The sequence below is a fragment of the Mesorhizobium sp. WSM4871 genome (assembly GCF_055811295.1).
This window is the reverse complement of sequence record NZ_JBVVPU010000003.1, coordinates 123,575-141,848: the sequence shown is the minus strand read 5'-3', so window position 1 is coordinate 141,848 and position 18,274 is coordinate 123,575. Positions and strand designations below refer to the sequence as shown.

The following is an 18,274-nucleotide window of genomic DNA, read 5'->3' as shown; positions in this document are numbered from 1 at the left end:
AGCTCTTTTAGGGTTTTCCGGGACTCAGTCCATCCGGATCGTCACGAACCGCAACTCGCCGGTCTTCGACGCCAGCATCAGGAGCGCATTCTTGCGTCCCTGCTCCTTCAGCGCGCCGATCCGGTCCATGACGTCCTTGGGCGTGGCAACCGATTCCTGGGCGATCTCGGTGATCACCTCGCCGGCCTGGATGCCGCGTTCGGCCGCGGCCGAATCCTTGGCGACGTCGGTGATAACGACGCCGGACACATCGGCGCCGATGCCGAACTTCGTGCGTGTCTCGTCGTTGAGCTCGCCGACGGTCATGCCGAGCACGGAAGCCGTCGACACGGCGGGCGCCTTTTCGCCGTCGTCCTGATCGGTGTTGCCGTCTTCGCCGCTGGCAAGCTTTTCGCCGTCCTCGAGCCGGCCGAGCGTCACCTTGACGGTCTGCTCGACGCCCTTGCGCACGATGACCACGTCAACTGCCTTGCCGACCGTACTTTCCGCGACGACGCGCGGCAGGTCGCGCATTTCATTGATGTCCTTGCCGTCGAACTTGATGATGACGTCGCCCGCCAGGACGGCGCCGTTGTCGACCGGCCCGCCCTTGATAACGCCGGCGACCAGCGCGCCCTTGGCGGTCGCCATGCCGAGGCTTTCGGCGATGTCGTCCGTCACCGGCTGGATGCGGACACCGAGCCAGCCGCGCCGTGTCTCGCCGAACTGGCGGAGCTGGTCGACGACGCCCGAGGCGAGCTGCGCGGGAATGGAGAAGCCGATACCGATCGAACCACCGGACGGCGAGATGATCGCCGTGTTGATGCCGATCACTTCGCCGACGCTGTTGAACAGCGGGCCGCCGGAATTGCCGCGATTGATCGCGGCGTCGGTCTGGATGAAATCGTCGTAGGGACCGGAATTGATGTCGCGGTTGCGGGCCGAGACGATGCCGACCGTCACCGTGCCGCCGAGGCCGAACGGATTGCCGATCGCCATCACCCAGTCGCCGACCCGCATCTTGCTGGAATCGCCGAACTTGACCGCCGTCAGCTTGTGTCCCTTTGGATCGACCTTGAGCACCGCGACGTCGGTCTTGGTGTCGGTGCCGACCAGCGTCGCCTTGAGCGTCACGCCGTCGGAGAAATTCACCTCGATATCGTCGGCATCGGCGATGACGTGATTGTTCGTCACCACGATGCCTTGCTCGGCGTCGACCACGAAACCGGAGCCCAGCGACTGCACTTTCTGCGAGCGATTGCCCTGGTCGCCGGGACGGTTCTTGAAGAAATCGTCGAAGAAATCCTGGAAGGGTGACCCCTCGGGAAGCTGTGGCATCGGCACCGCGCCCGGACCTTCCGTACCCTTGACCGTCTGCGAGGTCGAGATGTTGACCACGGCGCCGAGCAGGCCCTGCGCGAGATCGGCGACCGAGGGCGGCCCGTCCGCGGCTACCGAAGGCGTCACGAAAGACGGAACGGCCAAGGCTCCGATAATAAGTGCCGCCGTGCCGGCGATGAACGTCCGCCTCGCTGCGCGCAGAAGGGTGTTGGATGTCATCGAGAAGTCTCCCAGTTTTTCTGAAGAGATAAGTGTTTCTGAAAAGCGCTTCGGCAAAAAGCTGCGTCACGCCATGTTGGCAAAAAATACGGCACGTTTGCGGCCTTGACTATCGCAGGGGGATAAATCCTCCGTTACGCCGGCACCATGAAAGCAATTGCCGCCATCAGCCTCGCACCAGCCAGACGATGCCGACGCCGATGACGATCGCCGCCAGCCCCGCGATCCGCAGCGCGTTCTCCGGCATCGCCAAGACCTCGCCGGCGAGTTTCCTGGCGAGGCCGGGAAAGCCGCCATAGACCAGGCCCTCAATGACTACAGCGCCGCGCGTCCCATTGGACGCGCAAAGGACGCTGTAGCACTTTAATTTTGCGCATGATCCTTTCCGAAAATCGATTCCGATTTTCGGGGTCATGCGCGAGACCAGGCCTATTGCCGCCAGGAAATCCTGCACCGGCCGTTACTGGCCGGCGCCTGGCTGCGTTGCCGGCGCGGCAGGTGCGGGCGGCGGTGTTGGCGTGTCCTTGCCGTCCGGATTGCGGAAGAAGCGGAAGAATTCCGAACTCGGCGACAGCACCATCGTCGTCCCGGTATTGTCCAGCGCCGTGCCATAGGCATTCATCGACCGGTAGAAATCGAAGAAGGCCGGATCGCGCTGATAGGCGGCCGCGAAGGTGGCGCTGCGTTGGGCTTCGCCCTCGCCGCGCAGGATTTCCGATTCCTTCCGCGCTTCGGCGACGATTTCCACCACCTCGCGATCGGCGCGCGCCTTGATGCGCTGCGCCGCCTCGTTGCCGCGCGCCCTCAGCCGCTCGGCTTCGGCCAGACGCTCGGCCTTCATGCGGTCGTAAGTCTGCTGCGAGACTTCCGCCGTCAGGTCGGTGCGGCGGATGCGGACATCCTCGATCTGCAGGCCGAGCGACGTGGCATCGGGCCTGAGCTGATCGCGCACCTCGCGCATCATCACGGCGCGCTCTTCCGAGAGCGCCGCTTCGAAGTCGCGCAGGCCGTAGACACGCCGGAGCGCGGCGTCGAGACGCGTCCTCAGCCGCGCCTCGGCCAGTTCGATCTGGCCGGACACCGCGGAGCGGAACACGCGCGGATCCGAGATGCGATAGGCGATGAAGGCATCGACCTCGTAGAACTTGCCGCCCGACACCTGGACTCGAATGTTGTCGAGATCGAAGCGCAAAACCCGGTTCTCGATCAACTGCACGCTGTCGGCGTCGAAGAAGGCGAACGGCGCCTTGAAGTAGATGCCCGGCTGGGTCTTGACGTCGACGATCTCGCCGAACCTGATCACCAGCGCCTGCTGGCGCGCATTGACCACGAAGACCGACGAATAGAGCAGGAACAGGATGACCGCGGCGATCACCGCTATGACGGGGAGACGGTTGGCCATCACTGGGTTCCTCCCGTCGTGCCGCCCAAGGAGGCCGGCGCCGGCGCTTTCTGCTGCAATGCCGGTAGCGGCAGATAGGGAACGACCCCTTGCCCGCTGCCTTGCTCGACGATGACCTTGCCCGAATCCTTCAGAACCTTCTCCATCGTTTCCAGATAAAGCCGCTTGCGCGTCACGTCGGGCGCCTTGGCGTATTCGTCATAGACCGAGATGAAGCGCTGCGCCTCGCCCTCGGCCTCCTGCACGACCCGGTTCTTGTAGGCTGCCGCGTCCTCGCGGATCTGTGCGGCCTCGCCGCGCGCCTGGCCGAGCTTCTGGTTGGAATACTGGTTGGCCTGCTCGACGAATTTGTCCTCGTCCTGCTCGGCGCGCTGCACCTCGTCGAAGGCGTCGGCCACTTCGCGCGGCGGCGCGGCATCCTCGATCGAGATCGCATTGACGTTGAGGCCGGCCTTGTAGCCGTCGAGCGTCGTCTGGATGATCTCACGCACCGACGCCGCAATGCCCTGGCGGTCGTCGCGGAAGATGTCCTGCGCGGGCCTGCGGCCGACCGCCTCGCGCATGGCGCTTTCGGCGACCTGCCGCAGCATGCCGTCCGGATCGGACACGTCGAACAGATAGGCCCTCGGATCGGAGACCTGATAGGCCACCGAGAACTGGACGTTGACGATGTTCTGGTCGCCCGAAAGCATCAGGCCTTCGCCGCTGGTGTTGCCGCCGCCGATATCTACGAGTTGCTCGGCGATCTTGGCCGTCTCGACCGTTTCGATAGGCCACCAATGAAAGTGCAGGCCGGGCTGCGAGAGCTCCGCCTTGGGCTTGCCGAACCTCAGCTCGACCGCAACCTCGTCCGGCTGCACGGTGTAGATCGCCTTGAATGCCCACAGCACGACAAGCGCTGCCGCGATCAGCGCGAACACGGCGGGACTGGCGCCGCCGCCACCCGGCAGTGCGCGCCGCAACCGGTCCTGGCCGCGCCGGATGATGTCTTCGAGATCGGGGGGCGAGCCCTGCGGGCCGCTCGGCCCCTTCGGCCCCTGCCCCCAGGGACCTTGATTGCCGCCGCCGCCCCATGGGCCGCCGCCACCGCCACTCTTGTCATTCCAGGGCATGAATGTCCTTTCGCTTGGAATTCCCTCAAGCGCCTGTTCTGCGGCGCAAAATCCAATGTTGTTCTTCTATAGGGATGCGACGGCACGCTTTCAACGCGATCGGTTGCCGGCATCGTCCGATTTTGCAGCGGTCGCGGCCTTTATCGCCTCTCAATGCACGTCGTGGCGTCGTTCGTAAACCGAATAGCGCGTCGCATGGCTATCCTTTTCACCGGCTGGAACGTCCTCGGAACGGACAATGTGCCATAAATCCGGATCGATCGTCGGGAAATGCGCGTCGCCGTCGACCGCGGCCAGGACATGCGTGACATGCAGGCGGTCGGCCAGCGGCAGCGCCTGGGCATAGATCTCGCCGCCGCCGATGACACAGATTTCGCCGACGCCGGCCATGCAGCGCCCACGAATAGTTGCCAGCTTGATCGCGTCGTCGAGCGAATGCGCGATTTCGACGCCCTCGGCATGCCATCCCGTGTCGCGGGTCACGACGATGTTGAGCCTGCCCGGCAGCGGCCGGCCGATGCCTTCGTAGGTCTTGCGGCCCATGATGATGGGTTTGCCCATCGTGTCGGCCTTGAACCGCTTGAGATCGCTGGCAAGCCGCCACGGCAAGCCGCCATCGCGTCCGATCACGCCGTTCTCGGCGATGGCGACATAGATCGCAACGTCCATCAGCCGCCATTCCCGCTGTCCGACGGCTCAAGCAGCAATATGTCGATATCGCGCTCGGGGTAGAAGTCGTCAGCCGTCATTTCGAAGGTGGTCGGCCCGACCTTCCTGACATTGTCGCCGCAGAACGAGACCAGGTTTTTCGGATCGCCCTTGTCGATGGTCAGCTTGAACTTGCCGATGCTGCCCGATGCCCAGTTGCCGCCGGTAGTCAGGATATAGGCGATGCGGTTTTCGAAATATTTCGGGTTGCCGTCGGGATCGGCCTTTGCCGCTTTGCGGACCGCGTTCTCGAACGTATCGTCCATGCAATAGCGGGTCTTGTAAGCGCCGTATTGGCCCTGGAATTTGCCATCATAGAAGAAACTGACCGAGGACGTGCCGCCGACACTCGGCTTGTAATGGTGGGCGACATGGACCGCCTTGTTGGCGGGAAAGGTCGAGCGCCACCAATAGGTCGAGCGCAGCTGCCAGAACGGTAGATGGACGGTCTTCATGCCCGAACCGTCGTCGGAAGTATCCTCGATGATGATGCCCCGGTCGACCCACTCGTCGGCGACCGCCGGCGGCAGCTTCGCCAGCGCCGCCTCGGCGGCATCGCCGAACGGATAGAACGGCACGTTTTGCGCCTTGAGGTCGGCACTGATGTCGATGCCGAGCGCGAACACCTTTTGCTCGAGTTGCGGCTTTGCCGCCACGCCGTCGATCGTCACCTCGAAGCCGAGGAAATTGTCGCTCTGGTCGTCGGGGATGGCTGGCATCTCGTTTGGATTGCCTTCGATGTCGGGCATCGGAAAGGCGACGATCGCATCGACGTCCTTGTCGGTATTGTTGCGAAAGACATAGTCGACCGTCACCTTGTCCGCCGAGATGAAGAGGTCTTCGCTCTCCATCGCCACCGCGTCGCTGCGCGACAGAATCAGCCCCCCAGTGCCGAGTTCAGCGATCGAATCATTGGCGAGCGCCGGCGCGGCGCAAAGCGCCAGTGCTGCGGTCACAACATATCGAAACATCGAAGCTCCCCTTGAATGTCGCCGAACCCTAGCCGTTCGATGTGGCGTTTCAAAGCCCTTGCGTGCGCCGCGGACGCTTGCATCGATACCGTGGTTATCTGGACACAAACGCGCCGATCGGGCAGGAGTTCGCCCATGCGCAAGCTTCTCGTCATCGGCATCGGCGCCGGCAACCCCGACCATATGACCGTGCAGGCCATAAACGGCTTGAACCGGGCCGACGTGCTGTTCATTCCCGACAAGGGCGCGGCCAAAAACGAACTCGCCGAATTGCGCCGCCAGATCTGCGACCGCTTCGTCACCAATCCGAAGTCACGCCGCGTCGAATTCGACGTGCCCGTGCGCGCCGAGCCGACGTCCTCCTACCGCTCGACCGTCGACGACTGGCATGAGGCGATCGCCGCGATCTACGAAGGCCTGATCCGCGACGAGCTCGCGCAAGACGGCTGCGGCGCCTTCCTGATCTGGGGCGATCCCTCGCTCTACGACAGCGCGCTCCGCATCCTGGAGCGCGTGCGTCTCAGGGGCAATGTCGAATTCGCCTTGGAGGTCATTCCAGGCATCACCGCCGTCCAGGCGCTCGCCGCCAGCCATAAAATGGCGCTGAACCGTATCGGCGACGCGGTTCTGCTCACCACCGGTCGCCGGCTGACCGAGGAAGGCTTGCCCGAGAATGCCGGCAGCACCGTCGTCATGCTGGACGGCAAATGCGCCTTCAACACGCTTGAAGACAGGAACACCCTGATCCATTGGGGCGCTTATCTCGGCACGCCGGACGAAATCGTTATTTCCGGCCGCCTCGGCGATGTCGGCGACGAGATCGAGCGCGTCCGCGAAGAAGCCCGCCGGAAAAAGGGCTGGATCATGGACACCTATCTGCTGCGAAAGCCTGAGGTAGGGCAGTAGGGCCCCTCACCCCGCGTCAATCTCCGCCTGCAGTGCCTCCATGTGCGTCGCCGCCGCCGAACTGGCCGCCCGCTCGATGGCGCGAAAGCGGCTGACCACGGCCAGCCCCACCGCCGTCAATTGCGCGCCACCGCCTTTCCTGCCGCCCGTCTGCGCCGCGACCAGCGGCTTGCCGAACACCCGGTTCATGTCCTCGACCAGGTCCCAGGCATGCTTGTAGGACATATCCATGCCGCGCGCCGCGGCCGAGATCGAGCCGAAGGCGGCGATCTGCTCCAGAAGCTCGATCTTGCCCGGCCCGACGCGGCCATCGGGATCGAGATTTATCCGCAAGCTCAGCGACGGCATTTTTCCTCCTCAGCAATCATCCCCGCACCAGACTCACGCCCGCACCCACACCGATGTCACTTCGGCGACATCGCTATTCCAAAGCAATATAGCGAAAATCATGAACCGGTCATCCATCCGCCTCCGACGGCAGGCCGGCTCCGGTATTGGCCCGGTCGAAACTTACCGTCTTGAGCACCGCGAACACCTTTCGACCGAGCCGGAGCTTCAGCGCCTGCCGCGATTGCTCGGTGATACGGGCAAGGATGGTTGCGCCATTGCAGTCGATGCCGACCTCGACCGCAGGCCCCTCGCCCGGCTCGACCGCGACGATCGTGCCCGGCAGGATGTTGAGCGCGCTGAGGCCCTTTGGCTGTTCCGTCGCGATCATGACGTCACGGGCGCGGATGCGGATGCGAACCGGCGCCCCGACCGGCATCGCCAGAAGCGGCACGCGGATCTCTCCCGCCGCCGAGCCGAGCACGCTCATAGCGAAGGTTTTGTCATGGCGCAGCACTGCCGTATCCAGCACGGCGCCGCCCTCGCCGCGCTCTTCCGCCGGCAACAGATCGAGCCGCTGCATGATCGCCGCGGTCGGTCCGGCAGCCGCGACCTTGCCTTGCGCCAGCACCACCACGTCGCTCGCCAGCCGCGCCACTTCGGCGATGGAATGGCTGACATAGACGATCGGGAGCTTCGTCTCGTCGCGCAGCCGCTCGATATAGGGCAGGATCTCGGCCTTGCGGGCATCGTCAAGCGAAGCCAGCGGTTCGTCCATCAGCAGCAGTTTCGGGCTGGCAAGCAGTGCACGGCCGATCGCCACGCGCTGCTTCTCGCCGCCGGAAAGCTTTGCCGGCCGCCGCTCCAGCAGCGGACCGATGCCGAGCAAGTCGACCACGGCATTGAAATCCGCATAGCGTTCCGCCGTGGGCGTGAACCAGCGGCCGTAGCGCAGATTGCTCGCCACGCTCATATGCGGGAACAGCCGTGCATCCTGGAAGACCATGCCGATCCGGCGTTTGTGCTTCGGCACGAAGATACTCGCCGCCGTATCGACCAGCACGTGGCCGTCGATCGCGATCCGCCCCTTGTCGGGGCGGATCAGACCAGCAATCAAATTGATCAGCGTCGTCTTGCCGGAGCCCGAGGGACCGAACAATGCGGTCAAATGCCCTGCGCTCTCGAAACGGGCATCGATCCCGAAATCGCCAAGCCGATGGCTGATGTCGACAACAACGCTCATTCGATGTCCATCCGCCGGCTGACGCGCCGCGCCAGCACTTCCGAGGCGACAAGGGCCGCCATCGAAATGACGATCGAGATCAGCGTCAGCCTGAGCGCGCCTTCATCGCCGCCAGGTACCTGGGTAAAAGTGTAGATCGCCGACGGCAGCGTCTGCGTTTCGTTTGGGATGTTGGAGACGAAGGTGATCGTCGCGCCGAACTCGCCCATCGCCTTGGCGAAGGACAGGATCGCGCCGGCGATCAATCCCGGCAGGATCAGCGGCAGCGTGATGGTGGCGAACACGAGCAGCGGATTGGCGCCAAGCGTCCCGGCCGCCGCTTCGATTCTGCGGTCGACAGCCTCGATCGACAGCCGGATCGCTCGCACCATCAAGGGAAAACCCATGATACCGCAAGCCAGAGCCGCGCCCGTCCAGCGAAACGAAAAGACGATGCCGAAATGCTCGGCGAGGAACGCTCCGGCCGGCCCGCGCCTGCCGAACGTCAGAAGCAGCAAATAGCCGGTCACCACCGGCGGCAGGATCAGCGGCAGATGCACCAGCCCGTTGAGCAGCGTCTTGCCCCAGAATTTTCCGCGGGCAAGAACGAGCGCGATCAATACGCCCGGTGGCAGGCTGAAAAGCATCGCCACGGTCGCCACCTTGATCGACAGCCGGACCGCATTCCATTCGTCGGCAGTGAGGTCCAGCAGCCAGTTCATGCTTCGGTTTCGTGCCTCAGTTGCTCGGCGTCAGAATGGTGAAACCCTGCTCCTTGAAAAGCGCGCCAGCTTTGGCGGACTGCAGGCATTTCAGGAAAGCCGGTGTATCCTTGTCCTTCGAGTCGGCGGTCTGGGCAACGGGGTAGATGATGGGCGGGTGCGAATCCTCCGGGAAGGTGCCGATCACCTGGACGCCCTTTTCGGCACGCGCGTCGGTGGCGTAGACGATGCCGAGAGACGCTTCGCCGGTCGAGACCAGCTTTAACGCCGCGCGCACATTCTCGGCCTGCGCCACCTTGCTCTCGACCGAGGACCAAACGCCGAGCGATTCAAGTGCGGCCTTGCCGTATTTGCCGGCCGGCACCGCCTTGAAATCGCCCATGGCGAGCTTGCCGTCGCCGATGATCCTGGCCAGATCAAAACCCTTCTCGATCTTGGCTTCGACAGTGGAATCCTTCGGCGCCACCAGCACGATCTCATTGCCGAGCAGCTTCACCTCGGTGTCCGGCTTGGTCAGCTTCTGGTCGGAGAGATATTTCATCCAGTCGAGATCGGCCGAGATGAAGACATCGGTCGGCGCGCCGCCCTCGATCTGCTTGGCGAGCGCCGAGCTCGCCGCGTAGGAAATGGTCGCCGCTTCGCCGACATCGGCCTCGCAGGCCTTATTGACGGCATCGAGCCCATCCTTGAGGCTGGCCGCGGCAAACACCACCACCTTGTCCTCGGCATGCGCCGCCGGCGTTGCAGCCATGAGTGCCGCAGCAAAACCACCGATCGCAATCGCCCTCAATCCAGGACCTTTGCGCACCACCATGAAAAACTCTCCCTGTGAAATCCGCTCGGCTCGAAGCCTGCCAACCGATATATCTGGATGAACATAACAAGGGAAGGCTTTTGGCTCAGCGCAGCCATTGTATCTTGGTGCCGTCGCGACCTGCGATGAATTGGATTGGATACAGCGAGACCAGGTCGAAGAAGACGGCATGAATTTGCTGCGTCCTTTGCGCGTCCGAAAGGATGCGTGGCGCTGTAACGAGACGGCTGCCGATCTCAAGCCCAAAAGGGCAAGCAGGCCTATGCCGTAGTCAAGGCATCGGAGGTGATGGTCGGCACCGCTTAGGACGAGCGGACCTCAGGTAATGCCGTACTTCCTCAAAAGCGCTTGCTCATCGCCTGACACCCAGCCGAAAACTCTCGGCTCCCCGTCCAACTCCTGGACGAAGTAGTGCACATCGAAATCTATTACCACATCCGAACGATCCTTGCGGACATAGGTTGCCGTCCAGGCAACATGGGCGACGCAATGATGTTCATCTATGGGGGAGATACGGACATTGCGTATCCGCATCTCCTTCGTCCCTATCGCCCGATAGTGCGCATAACCTTGCGCCATGACTTGCTTGAGTTGATCGTCGTTCTTTCCAGTCATCACCCCGGCAGGCGAGGCCGCTATGAAGTCCGAAGCATATAGCGACGCGACCTCATCCATGTCCATGTCGCCGCCGAGGGCCTTTTTGAAAGAACTTTCATATCGCTCGAAGAGCTTCCTTACGCTGGCCTCCATGATTTCCTCCCCGGGTGCAGCTATGCTGCGTTACCGAAAAGATGATCTCTGAAACAGCGGGCGGCGTCACGCAATTTGGCGTTGGCAATGGCTTGGAGTGCAGCCCTCTCCAGCGTCACACGGCGATCGGCGCCTTGATCGTCGCGTCGGCGAAGTAGTTCTCGAGCCGGAAATCCTCGAAACGGAAGGCAAAGAGATCCTTCACATCCGGGTTGATCCACATCGTCGGCAACGCCCTGGGCGTGCGCCGCAACTGTTCGCGCGCCTGCTCGAAATGGTTCGAGTAAAGATGCGCGTCGCCCAGCGTGTGAACGAAATCGCCGGGCTTCAGCCCGGTCACCTGCGCCACCATCAGCGTCAGCAAGGCATAGGAGGCGATGTTGAAGGGAATACCGAGAAAAATGTCGCCGGAACGCTGGTAGAGCTGGCAGGAGAGCCGGCCTTCCGAGACATAGAATTGGAACAGGCAGTGGCAGGGCGGCAGCGCCATGGCCTCCACCTCGGCCGGGTTCCATGCAGAGACGATCAGCCGGCGGGAATTAGGATTCTTGCGTATCTCCTTGAGAAGGCCTGCAATCTGGTCGATGGCGCCGCCATGGCCGTCTGGCCAGGAGCGCCATTGCTTGCCATAGACCGGGCCGAGATCGCCATTCTCGTCGGCCCATTCGTCCCAGATGGAGACGCCGTGGTCTTTGAGATACTTGATGTTGGTGTCGCCGGCCAGGAACCACAAAAGCTCGTATATGATCGACTTCAGATGCAGCTTCTTGGTGGTGGTGACCGGAAAGCCGCGCGCCAGGTCGAAGCGCATCTGGTAGCCGAACACCGAGCGTGTCCCGGTGCCGGTGCGGTCGCCGCGGTCGGCGCCGTTTTCCAGCACATGATTCAAGAGGTCGAGATATTGGCGCATTGGCTTCGGCTCGATTCGGTTATCCAGCTATTATAGCTGCCAAACTGCCGGCCGAACACACCAGAACGGCACAAGTTTCGCTTTCCCCAGCATCAGACGTTTGCGCCGCCCCTCATTGCCCTGCCGGGCATTTCTCCCCGTATAGAGACGGGGAGAAAGTGCTGACCGCAACGGCGGTGCTCTCCCTGCAACGTTGGTGATTGGCGAAACCAACGGCGACAGCTTCCCTCTCCCCGTCTCTATACGGGGAGAGGATGCCGGCAGGCAGGTGAGGGGCAGCGCCGACGTTCGGTTGGCATTCGCAAATTGAGATGCGACCTCAGAGCGCGCCGAGCTTGCCCAGATCCTTGGCGACGAGGTAATAAAAGGTCACGCGGCTCTTGGTGTTGTCGGCCGCCATTGCCTTGCAGGTCTTTTCGATGGCTGCATCCGCCTTGCCGGCGTCGGTGACGCCGAGCTTTTTGGCAGCCCAGTTGTTCCGGACGCGCTCGAGTTCCTTGGGATCCGTGCAGGAGACCAACGAGGAATCGCGGTTCCTGAGCGCGATGCCCAGATGCTTCACGATCTTGGCGACCGCATCGGCATTAGCCGCAGCGTCGTATTTCTTCACGTCTGCAAGATAATCGGACATCAAAATTCCCCTCGTCGGCGCCACGGGATCCAGTCGATGAGGGCTGTGGCGCGCTGCCGCGAACTCTGCGCTAGGTCGATTACTCCTCACCGCGACAAAGCTTCGGTTGAGTGCGCGTGCAAGTCAACCCTCCATGATCCGCTTCGACACAGATATGAAACGGCTTTCCGGCCTTTCATTTCTTGCGACGGCCCCCTATATTCGTTTTGTCGGCTTGACCGACTATGGCGATAAACAGGCGATGAAATAAGCCGTTCGGACCCGGGGGCGGTACCCGGCGCCTCCACCAAAAACCGCTCTGACGAGGAGCGGCTTCTGCTGGGGGCGAAATAGGATCGACGAAGGTGTAAAGATCGTACTTTTGCCCGGCATTGTACCACCGTCATCGGGCTAAACTTATAGTTGCCAACGACAACTATGCGGAAGCTCGTCTCGCTGCTTAATGCAGTGCGAACGCTTCAAATCAAGTCCTAGGGGTTCGCACTTCTAGGCGGGGTTCGGAGGTACCTGGCAACAGAAACCTCCACTTCTCCCCTTTTTCTATTTTGTAGCGGCGGCAGGCTTGCCGGTCGATTCCCTGCGTTGCGCCCGCTGGCCATCGCGAAGCCGTCAGCCAGCAGCACGGCCGCTACGTCCCAATAGATGGCCAAAAGAATGCAGAACGATTCCGATCGATTCTTCGTGCTGACCGGCGGGCCCGGTTCCGGCAAGACCACGTTGATCGAAGCCCTGCGAAAAGCGGGTTTTGCCACCTTGCCCGAGGCCGGGCGCGGCATCATCCGCGACCAGATGGCGATTGGCGGACCCGCCCTGCCCTGGAACGATCCGGCGCTGTTCGCCGAACTGATGCTGTCATGGGAGTTGCGCTCCTACCAAGCTGCCCTGGAGCAGAAGGGGCCGGTCTTCTTCGACCGCGGCGTGCCGGACACGCTTGGCTATCTCAGGCTGGCCGGCCTGCCGGCGCCAGACCATGTCAGGAATGCCGCCGAACGCTTCCGCTACGCCGGCCGCGTCTTCATCACCCCGCCCTGGCCGGAGATCTTCGGACAGGACAGCGAACGCAAGCAGACCCTCGACGAGGCTGAGCGCACCTATCATGCGCTGGCAGAGGTCTATATCGAATTGGGTTATGAACTGGTGCCGCTACCCTTGGCGCCGGTCGAAGCACGGCTGCGCTTCGTGCTGGCCGAGACGGGATTCTAAATCCGGTTAAAACGGCCGGGCGCGCGCCAGCCCGTGCGCCACGAGCCCGTCGATGACCTCCGCATAGCTGACCCCGCTCGCCGCCATCGCCTTGGCATACATGCTGATATCGGTGAAGCCGGGAATGGTGTTGAGCTCGTTCACGAGGTATCGCATGTCCGCCGTCAGGAAGAAATCGACTCGGGCCATGCCGTCGCAGCCGACGGCGCGAAAGGCCTTGGCGGCAATCTCGCGGATCTTGCCTTCGATCTCAGGCGGCAGCTCAGCCGGAACCTTCAGTGCGGCGCCATTCTCGTCGATGTACTTGGCATCATAGCTGTAGAAGCCGTGGCTTTCGGCCGGAACGATCTCGCCGGGACGGGACACGAACAACCCGCCATTGGTGTCCTCCAGCACGCTGCATTCAATCTCGCGGCCGCTGATGAATTCCTCGGCCAACAGCTTGCTGTCGTGTTTGAGGCCCTCGGCGAGCGCAGCCTCATAATCCCGCTCGGTCGCGACCTTGCTGACGCCGACGGACGAGCCCTGCCGGGCGGGCTTGATGAACAGCGGCAGCCCCAGGTCGCGCCGCAGGTCGGCAAAGGTCGGGATATTGCCCGGCGAAATGGTAACGGACCGGGCCGTCGGCAATCCCGCCTCTTTCAGCAGGCGCTTGGCTATCTCCTTGTCGAGGGCCGTGGCCGAACCGAGGATTCCGCAACCCGCAAACGGCACCCGCGCCACTTCCGCCAGCCCTTGCACCGAACCGTCCTCGCCGTGCAGGCCGTGCAAAACGGGAAAGACGATATCGATCTTCGCCAGTTCGTGCGGCGCGCCACTGGCCGGGATCGCCAGGATGCGGCCGTGCCCGCCCGGTACGAGGCACACCTCCGTTTCCGCCGGCGGCTTTGCCAGCACTCCACCCTCGAAGCTGCTCAGCAGCCATTGCCCCTCGCGGGTGACGAAGACCGGCACCACATCATATCTGGCGGGCTCCAGCGCGCGCATGACATTGGTTGCCGAAAGCACGGAAACCTCATGCTCGGCGGAGCGCCCGCCAAAGAGCACGGCAATGCGCAGTCTGTTCGCGGCCATCAATGTCTCCCAAATGGGCTGGTGCTAAAAAAGCCGACAGCGGCGCCTCGGATGGATATCAGTATACTCGTATACGAGATTCAACCGCTCATTCAAGCGGGCCGGTCCAAGCGGCAGTGCAAAAACCTCAGCCAGCCGCGTCGCAAACCTCCCGCACGCACCCCCGCAGCCAGCGATGCACCGGATCGGCGTCGAGCCGCGGGTGCCAGAGCAATGAAATCGTGACCTCAGGTATAGCGACCGGAACGGCAAAATTATGCATTCCGGCGCGCAGATTGCCGGTGTATCGCTCGGGAACGGTGGCAATCAGATCCGACGCCCGGGCCAGGGCCAGCGCGGTCGAGAAGCCGCCGACGACCATGACGATGTCCCGCTTCAATCCGAACGGTTCCAGGGCATCATCGACCGGTCCCCTGTCGAGCCCTCGCCGCGAGACGCCGATGTGCTTGCTATCAGCATAACGAGCGGGTGTGATTTCGCCTTGGCTCAACGCATGCCCCATTCGCACGACACCGACGAAACGATCCCTGAACAATGCCTGCGTGCGCAGCTCCGGACCCGTGGCGCCTCCCACGACGCCCGTCTCCAGATCGATGCTCCCCTCACGCAGCGGCGCGCTGTCCTTGTCCGACTTCAGCACAAAGCGCAGCCGCACGCCGGGCGCTTCCTCCCTGAGGCGAGCCATCAGGTCCAGCCCGAAGTTTTCCGCAAAGCCTTCGCGGGTCCGCAGCGTGAACGTTCGGGTCAATTGCTTGAGATCGGGCTTCTCCGCCGGACCCAGGGCCGCTTTCGCATCCTCGACGAGCTGACCGACGCGTTCGCGCAGTTCGAGCGCCCGAGGTGTGGGAACGAGACCGCGTCCGGCCCGGACCAGCAGCGGATCGCCCGTCGTCTCGCGCAACCGCGCCAGCGCCCGGCTCATTGCCGAGGGGCTGAGCCGCAACCGCCGCGCCGCACGCGCGACGCTGCCTTCCACAAGCAGCACATCAAGGGTGACGAGCAGGTTGAGATCGGGTGTCGACATGCACCCGATATAGCACGGCTCGGTCGTAAAGTGGCGTCAAATGCACGAATAGAATGCAAATAGTGCGTGTTCCGCCATATCACGCAAGAGACTACGTCTCTGACAGCTCCGTTCGGGAGCCATCGGAAGACGGAGCTCACGTTGAAGCCAATCGTTGCCGGACACCCAAACATTACAGGACAGCCAATCATCGCGGGACAGAATGCGGCGGCAGCCGCCAATGCGGTTCGAGCATCCTCCATCCCCTGGGTGCTCGCCGGCCTGTCGCTGTCGATGCTGTTGTCCTCGCTCGGCACCAGCATCGCCAATGTCGGATTGCCGAATTTGGCGCTGGCGTTCAATGCCTCCTTCCAGGACGTCCAGTGGGTCGTGCTGGCTTACCTCCTGGCGATCACCACACTGTTCGCCTGCGTCGGGCGGCTCGGCCACATCGCGGGCCGCCGCCGGTTGCTGCTGGCCGGTATCTTCCTGTTCACCGCGGCCTCCGGCCTGTGCGGCGTCGCACCCACGCTCTGGTGGCTGGTTGCGGCCCGGGCCGTACAGGGCCTTGGGGCGGCCATCATGATGGCCCTCACCATCGCCTTTGTCGGCGACACCGTTCCGAAGGCAAGAACCGGCAGCGCCATGGGTCTGCTTGGAACGATGTCCGCGGTCGGCACCGCTCTCGGTCCATCGCTCGGCGGCGTGTTGATCGCCGGCTTCGGCTGGCGGGCAATCTTTCTCGTCGCGGTGCCGCTGGGCATGCTGACTTTCTACCTCGCGCATCGCCATTTGCCGGTCGGTCGCGTCGAGCCGAAGGCCGATCGGGCCGGCTTCGACGCCATCGGCACATTGCTGCTTGCCCTGACGCTCGCCGCCTACGCGCTCGCCATGACGGTCGGGCGCGGCAGTTTCGGTCCGCTCAACCTGGCGCTGTTGCTGGCTGCGCTGTTCGGGGTCGGCCTCTTCGTGTTCGCCCAGGCAAGGACGGCATCACCGCTCGTCCGACTGGCGATGTTCCGCGATCCGGTGCTGAGTGCGAGCCTCGCCATGAATGCGCTGGTCTCGACGGTGATGATGGCAACGCTGGTCGTCGTGCCGTTCTACCTTTCCCGCGCGCTCGGGCTCAACGAGGCTCTCGTTGGGCTGACCATGTCGATTGGCCCGGTCGTCTCCGCGCTGAGCGGTGTCGTGGCTGGCCGTATCGTCGACCGTCTGGGCGCGCCGGCGATGGTCGCCGCCGGACTTCTCCTGATGGCGGCTGGTTCGTTCGCCCTGTCCGTGATTCCGGCATCTCTCGGCATTGCGGGCTACATTGCCGCCATCATCGTCCTGACCCCCGGCTATCAGATGTTCCAGGCGGCCAACAACACCGCCGTCATGATGGATGTCGGGCCGGACCGGCGCGGCGTCGTTTCCGGCATGCTCAGCCTGTCGCGCAATCTCGGCCTCATCACCGGCGCATCCGTCATGGGCGCGGTGTTCGCGCTCGCATCGGCGACGGCCGACATCGCATCGGCACCTCCCGAAGCCGTTGCATCAGGCATGCGGGTCACCTTCGCCGTGGCGGCAAGCCTGATTGTCGCGGCACTCGCCATCGCGGCCGCAAGCCATGTCCTCGCAACACGGCGGACCGGTTCGCAGGCATGAAAAGGCCGGGACTGGCCCGGCCTTTTCCTGAGATCTGTCGATGGTTACTCGGCCGGCGCTTCGACTGTCTCGCGTCCGCGGCCGAGCGTCACCTTGGCCAGAGTGAAGGAGATCACCGCGCAAAGCGTGATGCCGGCGACCATCGGCAGCGGTGTTCCGTCGAAGAACACGCCGGCGACACCCATGGCGACCGCGCCGATGGCGAAATGCAGCGTGCCCATCAGCGCCGAGGCGGTGCCGGCGATTTCGCCATGCTCTTCCATGGCCAGCACCGATGTCGTCGGGATGACCAGGCCGAGAAAACCGTAGCCGATGAACAGCAGCGCCGCCATCACGTCGAGCCGGTCGACACCGGAGGCCATGATCGCGAACAGCACCACCATCGTCGTCGCGTAGCCGACCACCGCGATGCGCACCACGCGCCGCAGCCCGAAGCGCTCCGACAGCAGGCCGGTCAGCTGCGACATGCCGATGAAGGCAACCGCGTTGATCGAGAAGAACACGCTGTAGACCGAAGGCGACAGCCCGTAATGATCGATCAGGATGAAGGACGAGCTCGACAGATAGACGAAGAAGCTCGCAATGCCGAAGCCGGCAATGGCCGTCAGGCCAAGGAAGTTGCGATCGCCCATCAGGAAGCGGTAGCCTGAAAGGGCGGTGCCGAAGGAGGAGCCGGCGCGCTCTTCGACCGGCCGCGTTTCCTTCAGCGAGGTGGCGAGCAGGATGGTGGCGAGCACCGCCGCGCCCGTCACCGTCCAGAATACGGCGCGCCAGCCGAAATTCTCGATGATGACGCTGCCGGTCAGCGGCGCCAGGATCGGCGACACGGAAAACACCAGCATCAGCAGCGACATCAGCTTGGCCGCCTCGGTGCCGGTGTGCAGGTCACGCACGATGGCGCGCGGCACCGCCATGCCGGCGCTGGCGCCGAGCCCTTGCAGGAAACGGAAGGCGATCAGCCATTCGATGGTCGGCGCCATCGCCGAGCCGACGCCGCCGACCATGAACAGCGCCAGGCCACCATAGAGCGGCAGCTTGCGGCCGACCATGTCGGAGATCGGCCCGACGAGGATCTGGCCGAAACCCATGGACAGGAAAAAGATCAGCAGGCTCATCTGCACGGCGGCCGTGCTGGCGTTGAGATCCTCGCCGATCGAAGGCAATGCCGGGAGATACATGTCGATGGCGAAAGGGCCGATGGCGGACAACAGGCCGAGCACGACCGCAATGCGGAGGAATTTAGGACTCATGGTGTAGGCATCTTTCAATCTGGTTGCCGCCGCGGACCGGCGTCTAACCCCAGGACGTTCCATCCCGTCAAATTCCTACC

Annotated in this window: 19 protein-coding genes and 1 other RNA gene; 4 read left to right on the top strand and 16 right to left on the bottom strand. The window is 63.3% G+C overall.

The genetic code is table 11. The features are described 5' to 3' along the window. Positions 1-24 precede the first annotated feature (24 nt). The 6 genes from AC0L2H_RS07325 to AC0L2H_RS07300 all read right to left on the bottom strand — a co-directional run bounded on the left by AC0L2H_RS07325 (position 25) and on the right by AC0L2H_RS07300 (position 5,732). The gene (locus AC0L2H_RS07325) at positions 25-1,539 is read right to left on the bottom strand and encodes a DegQ family serine endoprotease (protein WP_473589599.1); all 1,515 of its coding nucleotides are present in this window, start codon (positions 1,537-1,539) and stop codon (positions 25-27) included. Between the two features lie 166 nt (positions 1,540-1,705). Then, positions 1,706-1,852 (bottom strand): DUF2065 domain-containing protein, encoded by a 147-nt coding sequence (locus AC0L2H_RS07320; RefSeq protein WP_473589915.1) that lies wholly within the window; start codon positions 1,850-1,852, stop codon positions 1,706-1,708. A gap of 147 nt (positions 1,853-1,999) precedes the next feature. Further along, entirely contained in the window at positions 2,000-2,941 is a 942-nt protein-coding gene (gene hflC / locus AC0L2H_RS07315) for a protease modulator HflC (protein ID WP_473589598.1), read from the bottom strand. Continuing rightward, positions 2,941-4,053 (bottom strand): FtsH protease activity modulator HflK, encoded by a 1,113-nt coding sequence (hflK, locus tag AC0L2H_RS07310; protein WP_473589597.1) that lies wholly within the window; start codon positions 4,051-4,053, stop codon positions 2,941-2,943. The genes hflC and hflK overlap by 1 nt, the downstream gene beginning before the upstream one ends. A gap of 150 nt (positions 4,054-4,203) precedes the next feature. Continuing rightward, positions 4,204-4,722 (bottom strand): dihydrofolate reductase, encoded by a 519-nt coding sequence (locus tag AC0L2H_RS07305; protein ID WP_473589596.1) that lies wholly within the window; start codon positions 4,720-4,722, stop codon positions 4,204-4,206. Then, a complete protein-coding gene (locus AC0L2H_RS07300) occupies positions 4,722-5,732 on the bottom strand; it encodes a DUF4424 domain-containing protein (RefSeq protein ID WP_473589595.1) in 1,011 nt (336 codons plus the stop codon). Before AC0L2H_RS07300 ends, AC0L2H_RS07305 begins: the two co-directional genes overlap by 1 nt. 135 nt (positions 5,733-5,867) lie before the next feature. Here AC0L2H_RS07300 and cobF point away from each other — a divergent pair, with 135 nt between their 5' ends. Beyond that, entirely contained in the window at positions 5,868-6,638 is a 771-nt protein-coding gene (gene cobF, locus AC0L2H_RS07295) for a precorrin-6A synthase (deacetylating) (RefSeq protein ID WP_473589594.1), read from the top strand. Between the two features lie 6 nt (positions 6,639-6,644). Here cobF and AC0L2H_RS07290 read toward each other — a convergent pair whose 3' ends face one another. The 7 genes from AC0L2H_RS07290 to AC0L2H_RS07260 form a co-directional block, all read right to left on the bottom strand. Further along, on the bottom strand, positions 6,645-6,986 hold the full coding sequence (locus AC0L2H_RS07290) for a winged helix-turn-helix domain-containing protein (protein WP_473589593.1): 342 nt from the start codon (positions 6,984-6,986) through the stop codon (positions 6,645-6,647). Positions 6,987-7,095: 109 nt separating this feature from the next. Continuing rightward, positions 7,096-8,208, bottom strand: a complete 1,113-nt coding sequence (gene modC / locus AC0L2H_RS07285) for a molybdenum ABC transporter ATP-binding protein (protein ID WP_473589592.1) — start codon at positions 8,206-8,208, stop codon at positions 7,096-7,098. Further along, on the bottom strand, positions 8,205-8,909 hold the full coding sequence (modB, locus tag AC0L2H_RS07280; protein WP_473589591.1) for a molybdate ABC transporter permease subunit: 705 nt from the start codon (positions 8,907-8,909) through the stop codon (positions 8,205-8,207). Before modB ends, modC begins: the two co-directional genes overlap by 4 nt. Positions 8,910-8,925: 16 nt before the next feature. Beyond that, positions 8,926-9,720 carry a molybdate ABC transporter substrate-binding protein gene (gene modA, locus AC0L2H_RS07275; protein ID WP_473589914.1) on the bottom strand — a complete coding sequence of 265 codons (795 nt, stop codon included), beginning with the start codon at positions 9,718-9,720 and terminating at the stop codon, positions 8,926-8,928. A 321-nt stretch (positions 9,721-10,041) separates the two neighbouring features. Then, positions 10,042-10,473, bottom strand: coding sequence for a DUF6841 family protein (locus AC0L2H_RS07270; RefSeq protein ID WP_473589590.1), 432 nt, complete (start codon positions 10,471-10,473; stop codon positions 10,042-10,044). Between the two features lie 115 nt (positions 10,474-10,588). Continuing rightward, complete coding sequence (locus AC0L2H_RS07265) at positions 10,589-11,383, bottom strand: thymidylate synthase (RefSeq protein ID WP_473589589.1); 795 nt, start codon at positions 11,381-11,383, stop codon at positions 10,589-10,591. Between the two features lie 319 nt (positions 11,384-11,702). After that, positions 11,703-12,014 carry a DUF2853 family protein gene (locus tag AC0L2H_RS07260; RefSeq protein WP_473589588.1) on the bottom strand — a complete coding sequence of 104 codons (312 nt, stop codon included), beginning with the start codon at positions 12,012-12,014 and terminating at the stop codon, positions 11,703-11,705. 169 nt (positions 12,015-12,183) lie between these two features. Between AC0L2H_RS07260 and ssrA the strand changes: the two genes are divergently transcribed. Together ssrA and AC0L2H_RS07250 are read left to right on the top strand one after the other, a co-directional pair. Then, positions 12,184-12,542: a transfer-messenger RNA gene (gene ssrA, locus AC0L2H_RS07255) on the top strand. Positions 12,543-12,668: 126 nt separating this feature from the next. After that, complete coding sequence (locus tag AC0L2H_RS07250; RefSeq protein WP_473589587.1) at positions 12,669-13,217, top strand: AAA family ATPase; 549 nt, start codon at positions 12,669-12,671, stop codon at positions 13,215-13,217. Between the two features lie 6 nt (positions 13,218-13,223). On the opposite strand, the gene AC0L2H_RS07245 is transcribed toward AC0L2H_RS07250, so the two are convergent. Together AC0L2H_RS07245 and AC0L2H_RS07240 are read right to left on the bottom strand one after the other, a co-directional pair. Further along, positions 13,224-14,291: a D-alanine--D-alanine ligase family protein gene (locus AC0L2H_RS07245; protein ID WP_473589586.1), complete on the bottom strand. Its 1,068-nt coding sequence runs from the start codon at positions 14,289-14,291 to the stop codon at positions 13,224-13,226. A gap of 127 nt (positions 14,292-14,418) precedes the next feature. Beyond that, positions 14,419-15,315 carry a LysR family transcriptional regulator gene (locus AC0L2H_RS07240; protein ID WP_473589585.1) on the bottom strand — a complete coding sequence of 299 codons (897 nt, stop codon included), beginning with the start codon at positions 15,313-15,315 and terminating at the stop codon, positions 14,419-14,421. Between the two features lie 186 nt (positions 15,316-15,501). Between AC0L2H_RS07240 and AC0L2H_RS07235 the strand changes: the two genes are divergently transcribed. Beyond that, positions 15,502-16,944, top strand: a complete 1,443-nt coding sequence (locus tag AC0L2H_RS07235) for an MFS transporter (protein ID WP_473589913.1) — start codon at positions 15,502-15,504, stop codon at positions 16,942-16,944. Between the two features lie 44 nt (positions 16,945-16,988). On the opposite strand, the gene AC0L2H_RS07230 is transcribed toward AC0L2H_RS07235, so the two are convergent. Further along, positions 16,989-18,194 (bottom strand): multidrug effflux MFS transporter, encoded by a 1,206-nt coding sequence (locus AC0L2H_RS07230; protein WP_473589584.1) that lies wholly within the window; start codon positions 18,192-18,194, stop codon positions 16,989-16,991. Positions 18,195-18,274: the final 80 nt, after the last annotated feature.

What these genes read in the sequence shown, in the direction of transcription:
- AC0L2H_RS07325 (WP_473589599.1), bottom strand. Translation starts at nt 1,539, where the DNA reads ATGACATCCAACACCCTTCTGCGCGCAGCGAGGCGGACGTTCATCGCC.
- hflC (WP_473589598.1), bottom strand. Translation starts at nt 2,941, where the DNA reads ATGGCCAACCGTCTCCCCGTCATAGCGGTGATCGCCGCGGTCATCCTG.
- hflK (WP_473589597.1), bottom strand. Translation starts at nt 4,053, where the DNA reads ATGCCCTGGAATGACAAGAGTGGCGGTGGCGGCGGCCCATGGGGCGGC.
- AC0L2H_RS07305 (WP_473589596.1), bottom strand. Translation starts at nt 4,722, where the DNA reads ATGGACGTTGCGATCTATGTCGCCATCGCCGAGAACGGCGTGATCGGA.
- AC0L2H_RS07300 (WP_473589595.1), bottom strand. Translation starts at nt 5,732, where the DNA reads ATGTTTCGATATGTTGTGACCGCAGCACTGGCGCTTTGCGCCGCGCCG.
- cobF (WP_473589594.1), top strand. Translation starts at nt 5,868, where the DNA reads ATGCGCAAGCTTCTCGTCATCGGCATCGGCGCCGGCAACCCCGACCAT.
- AC0L2H_RS07290 (WP_473589593.1), bottom strand. Translation starts at nt 6,986, where the DNA reads ATGCCGTCGCTGAGCTTGCGGATAAATCTCGATCCCGATGGCCGCGTC.
- modC (WP_473589592.1), bottom strand. Translation starts at nt 8,208, where the DNA reads ATGAGCGTTGTTGTCGACATCAGCCATCGGCTTGGCGATTTCGGGATC.
- modB (WP_473589591.1), bottom strand. Translation starts at nt 8,909, where the DNA reads ATGAACTGGCTGCTGGACCTCACTGCCGACGAATGGAATGCGGTCCGG.
- AC0L2H_RS07270 (WP_473589590.1), bottom strand. Translation starts at nt 10,473, where the DNA reads ATGGAGGCCAGCGTAAGGAAGCTCTTCGAGCGATATGAAAGTTCTTTC.
- AC0L2H_RS07265 (WP_473589589.1), bottom strand. Translation starts at nt 11,383, where the DNA reads ATGCGCCAATATCTCGACCTCTTGAATCATGTGCTGGAAAACGGCGCC.
- AC0L2H_RS07260 (WP_473589588.1), bottom strand. Translation starts at nt 12,014, where the DNA reads ATGTCCGATTATCTTGCAGACGTGAAGAAATACGACGCTGCGGCTAAT.
- AC0L2H_RS07250 (WP_473589587.1), top strand. Translation starts at nt 12,669, where the DNA reads ATGCAGAACGATTCCGATCGATTCTTCGTGCTGACCGGCGGGCCCGGT.
- AC0L2H_RS07245 (WP_473589586.1), bottom strand. Translation starts at nt 14,291, where the DNA reads ATGGCCGCGAACAGACTGCGCATTGCCGTGCTCTTTGGCGGGCGCTCC.
- AC0L2H_RS07240 (WP_473589585.1), bottom strand. Translation starts at nt 15,315, where the DNA reads ATGTCGACACCCGATCTCAACCTGCTCGTCACCCTTGATGTGCTGCTT.
- AC0L2H_RS07230 (WP_473589584.1), bottom strand. Translation starts at nt 18,194, where the DNA reads ATGAGTCCTAAATTCCTCCGCATTGCGGTCGTGCTCGGCCTGTTGTCC.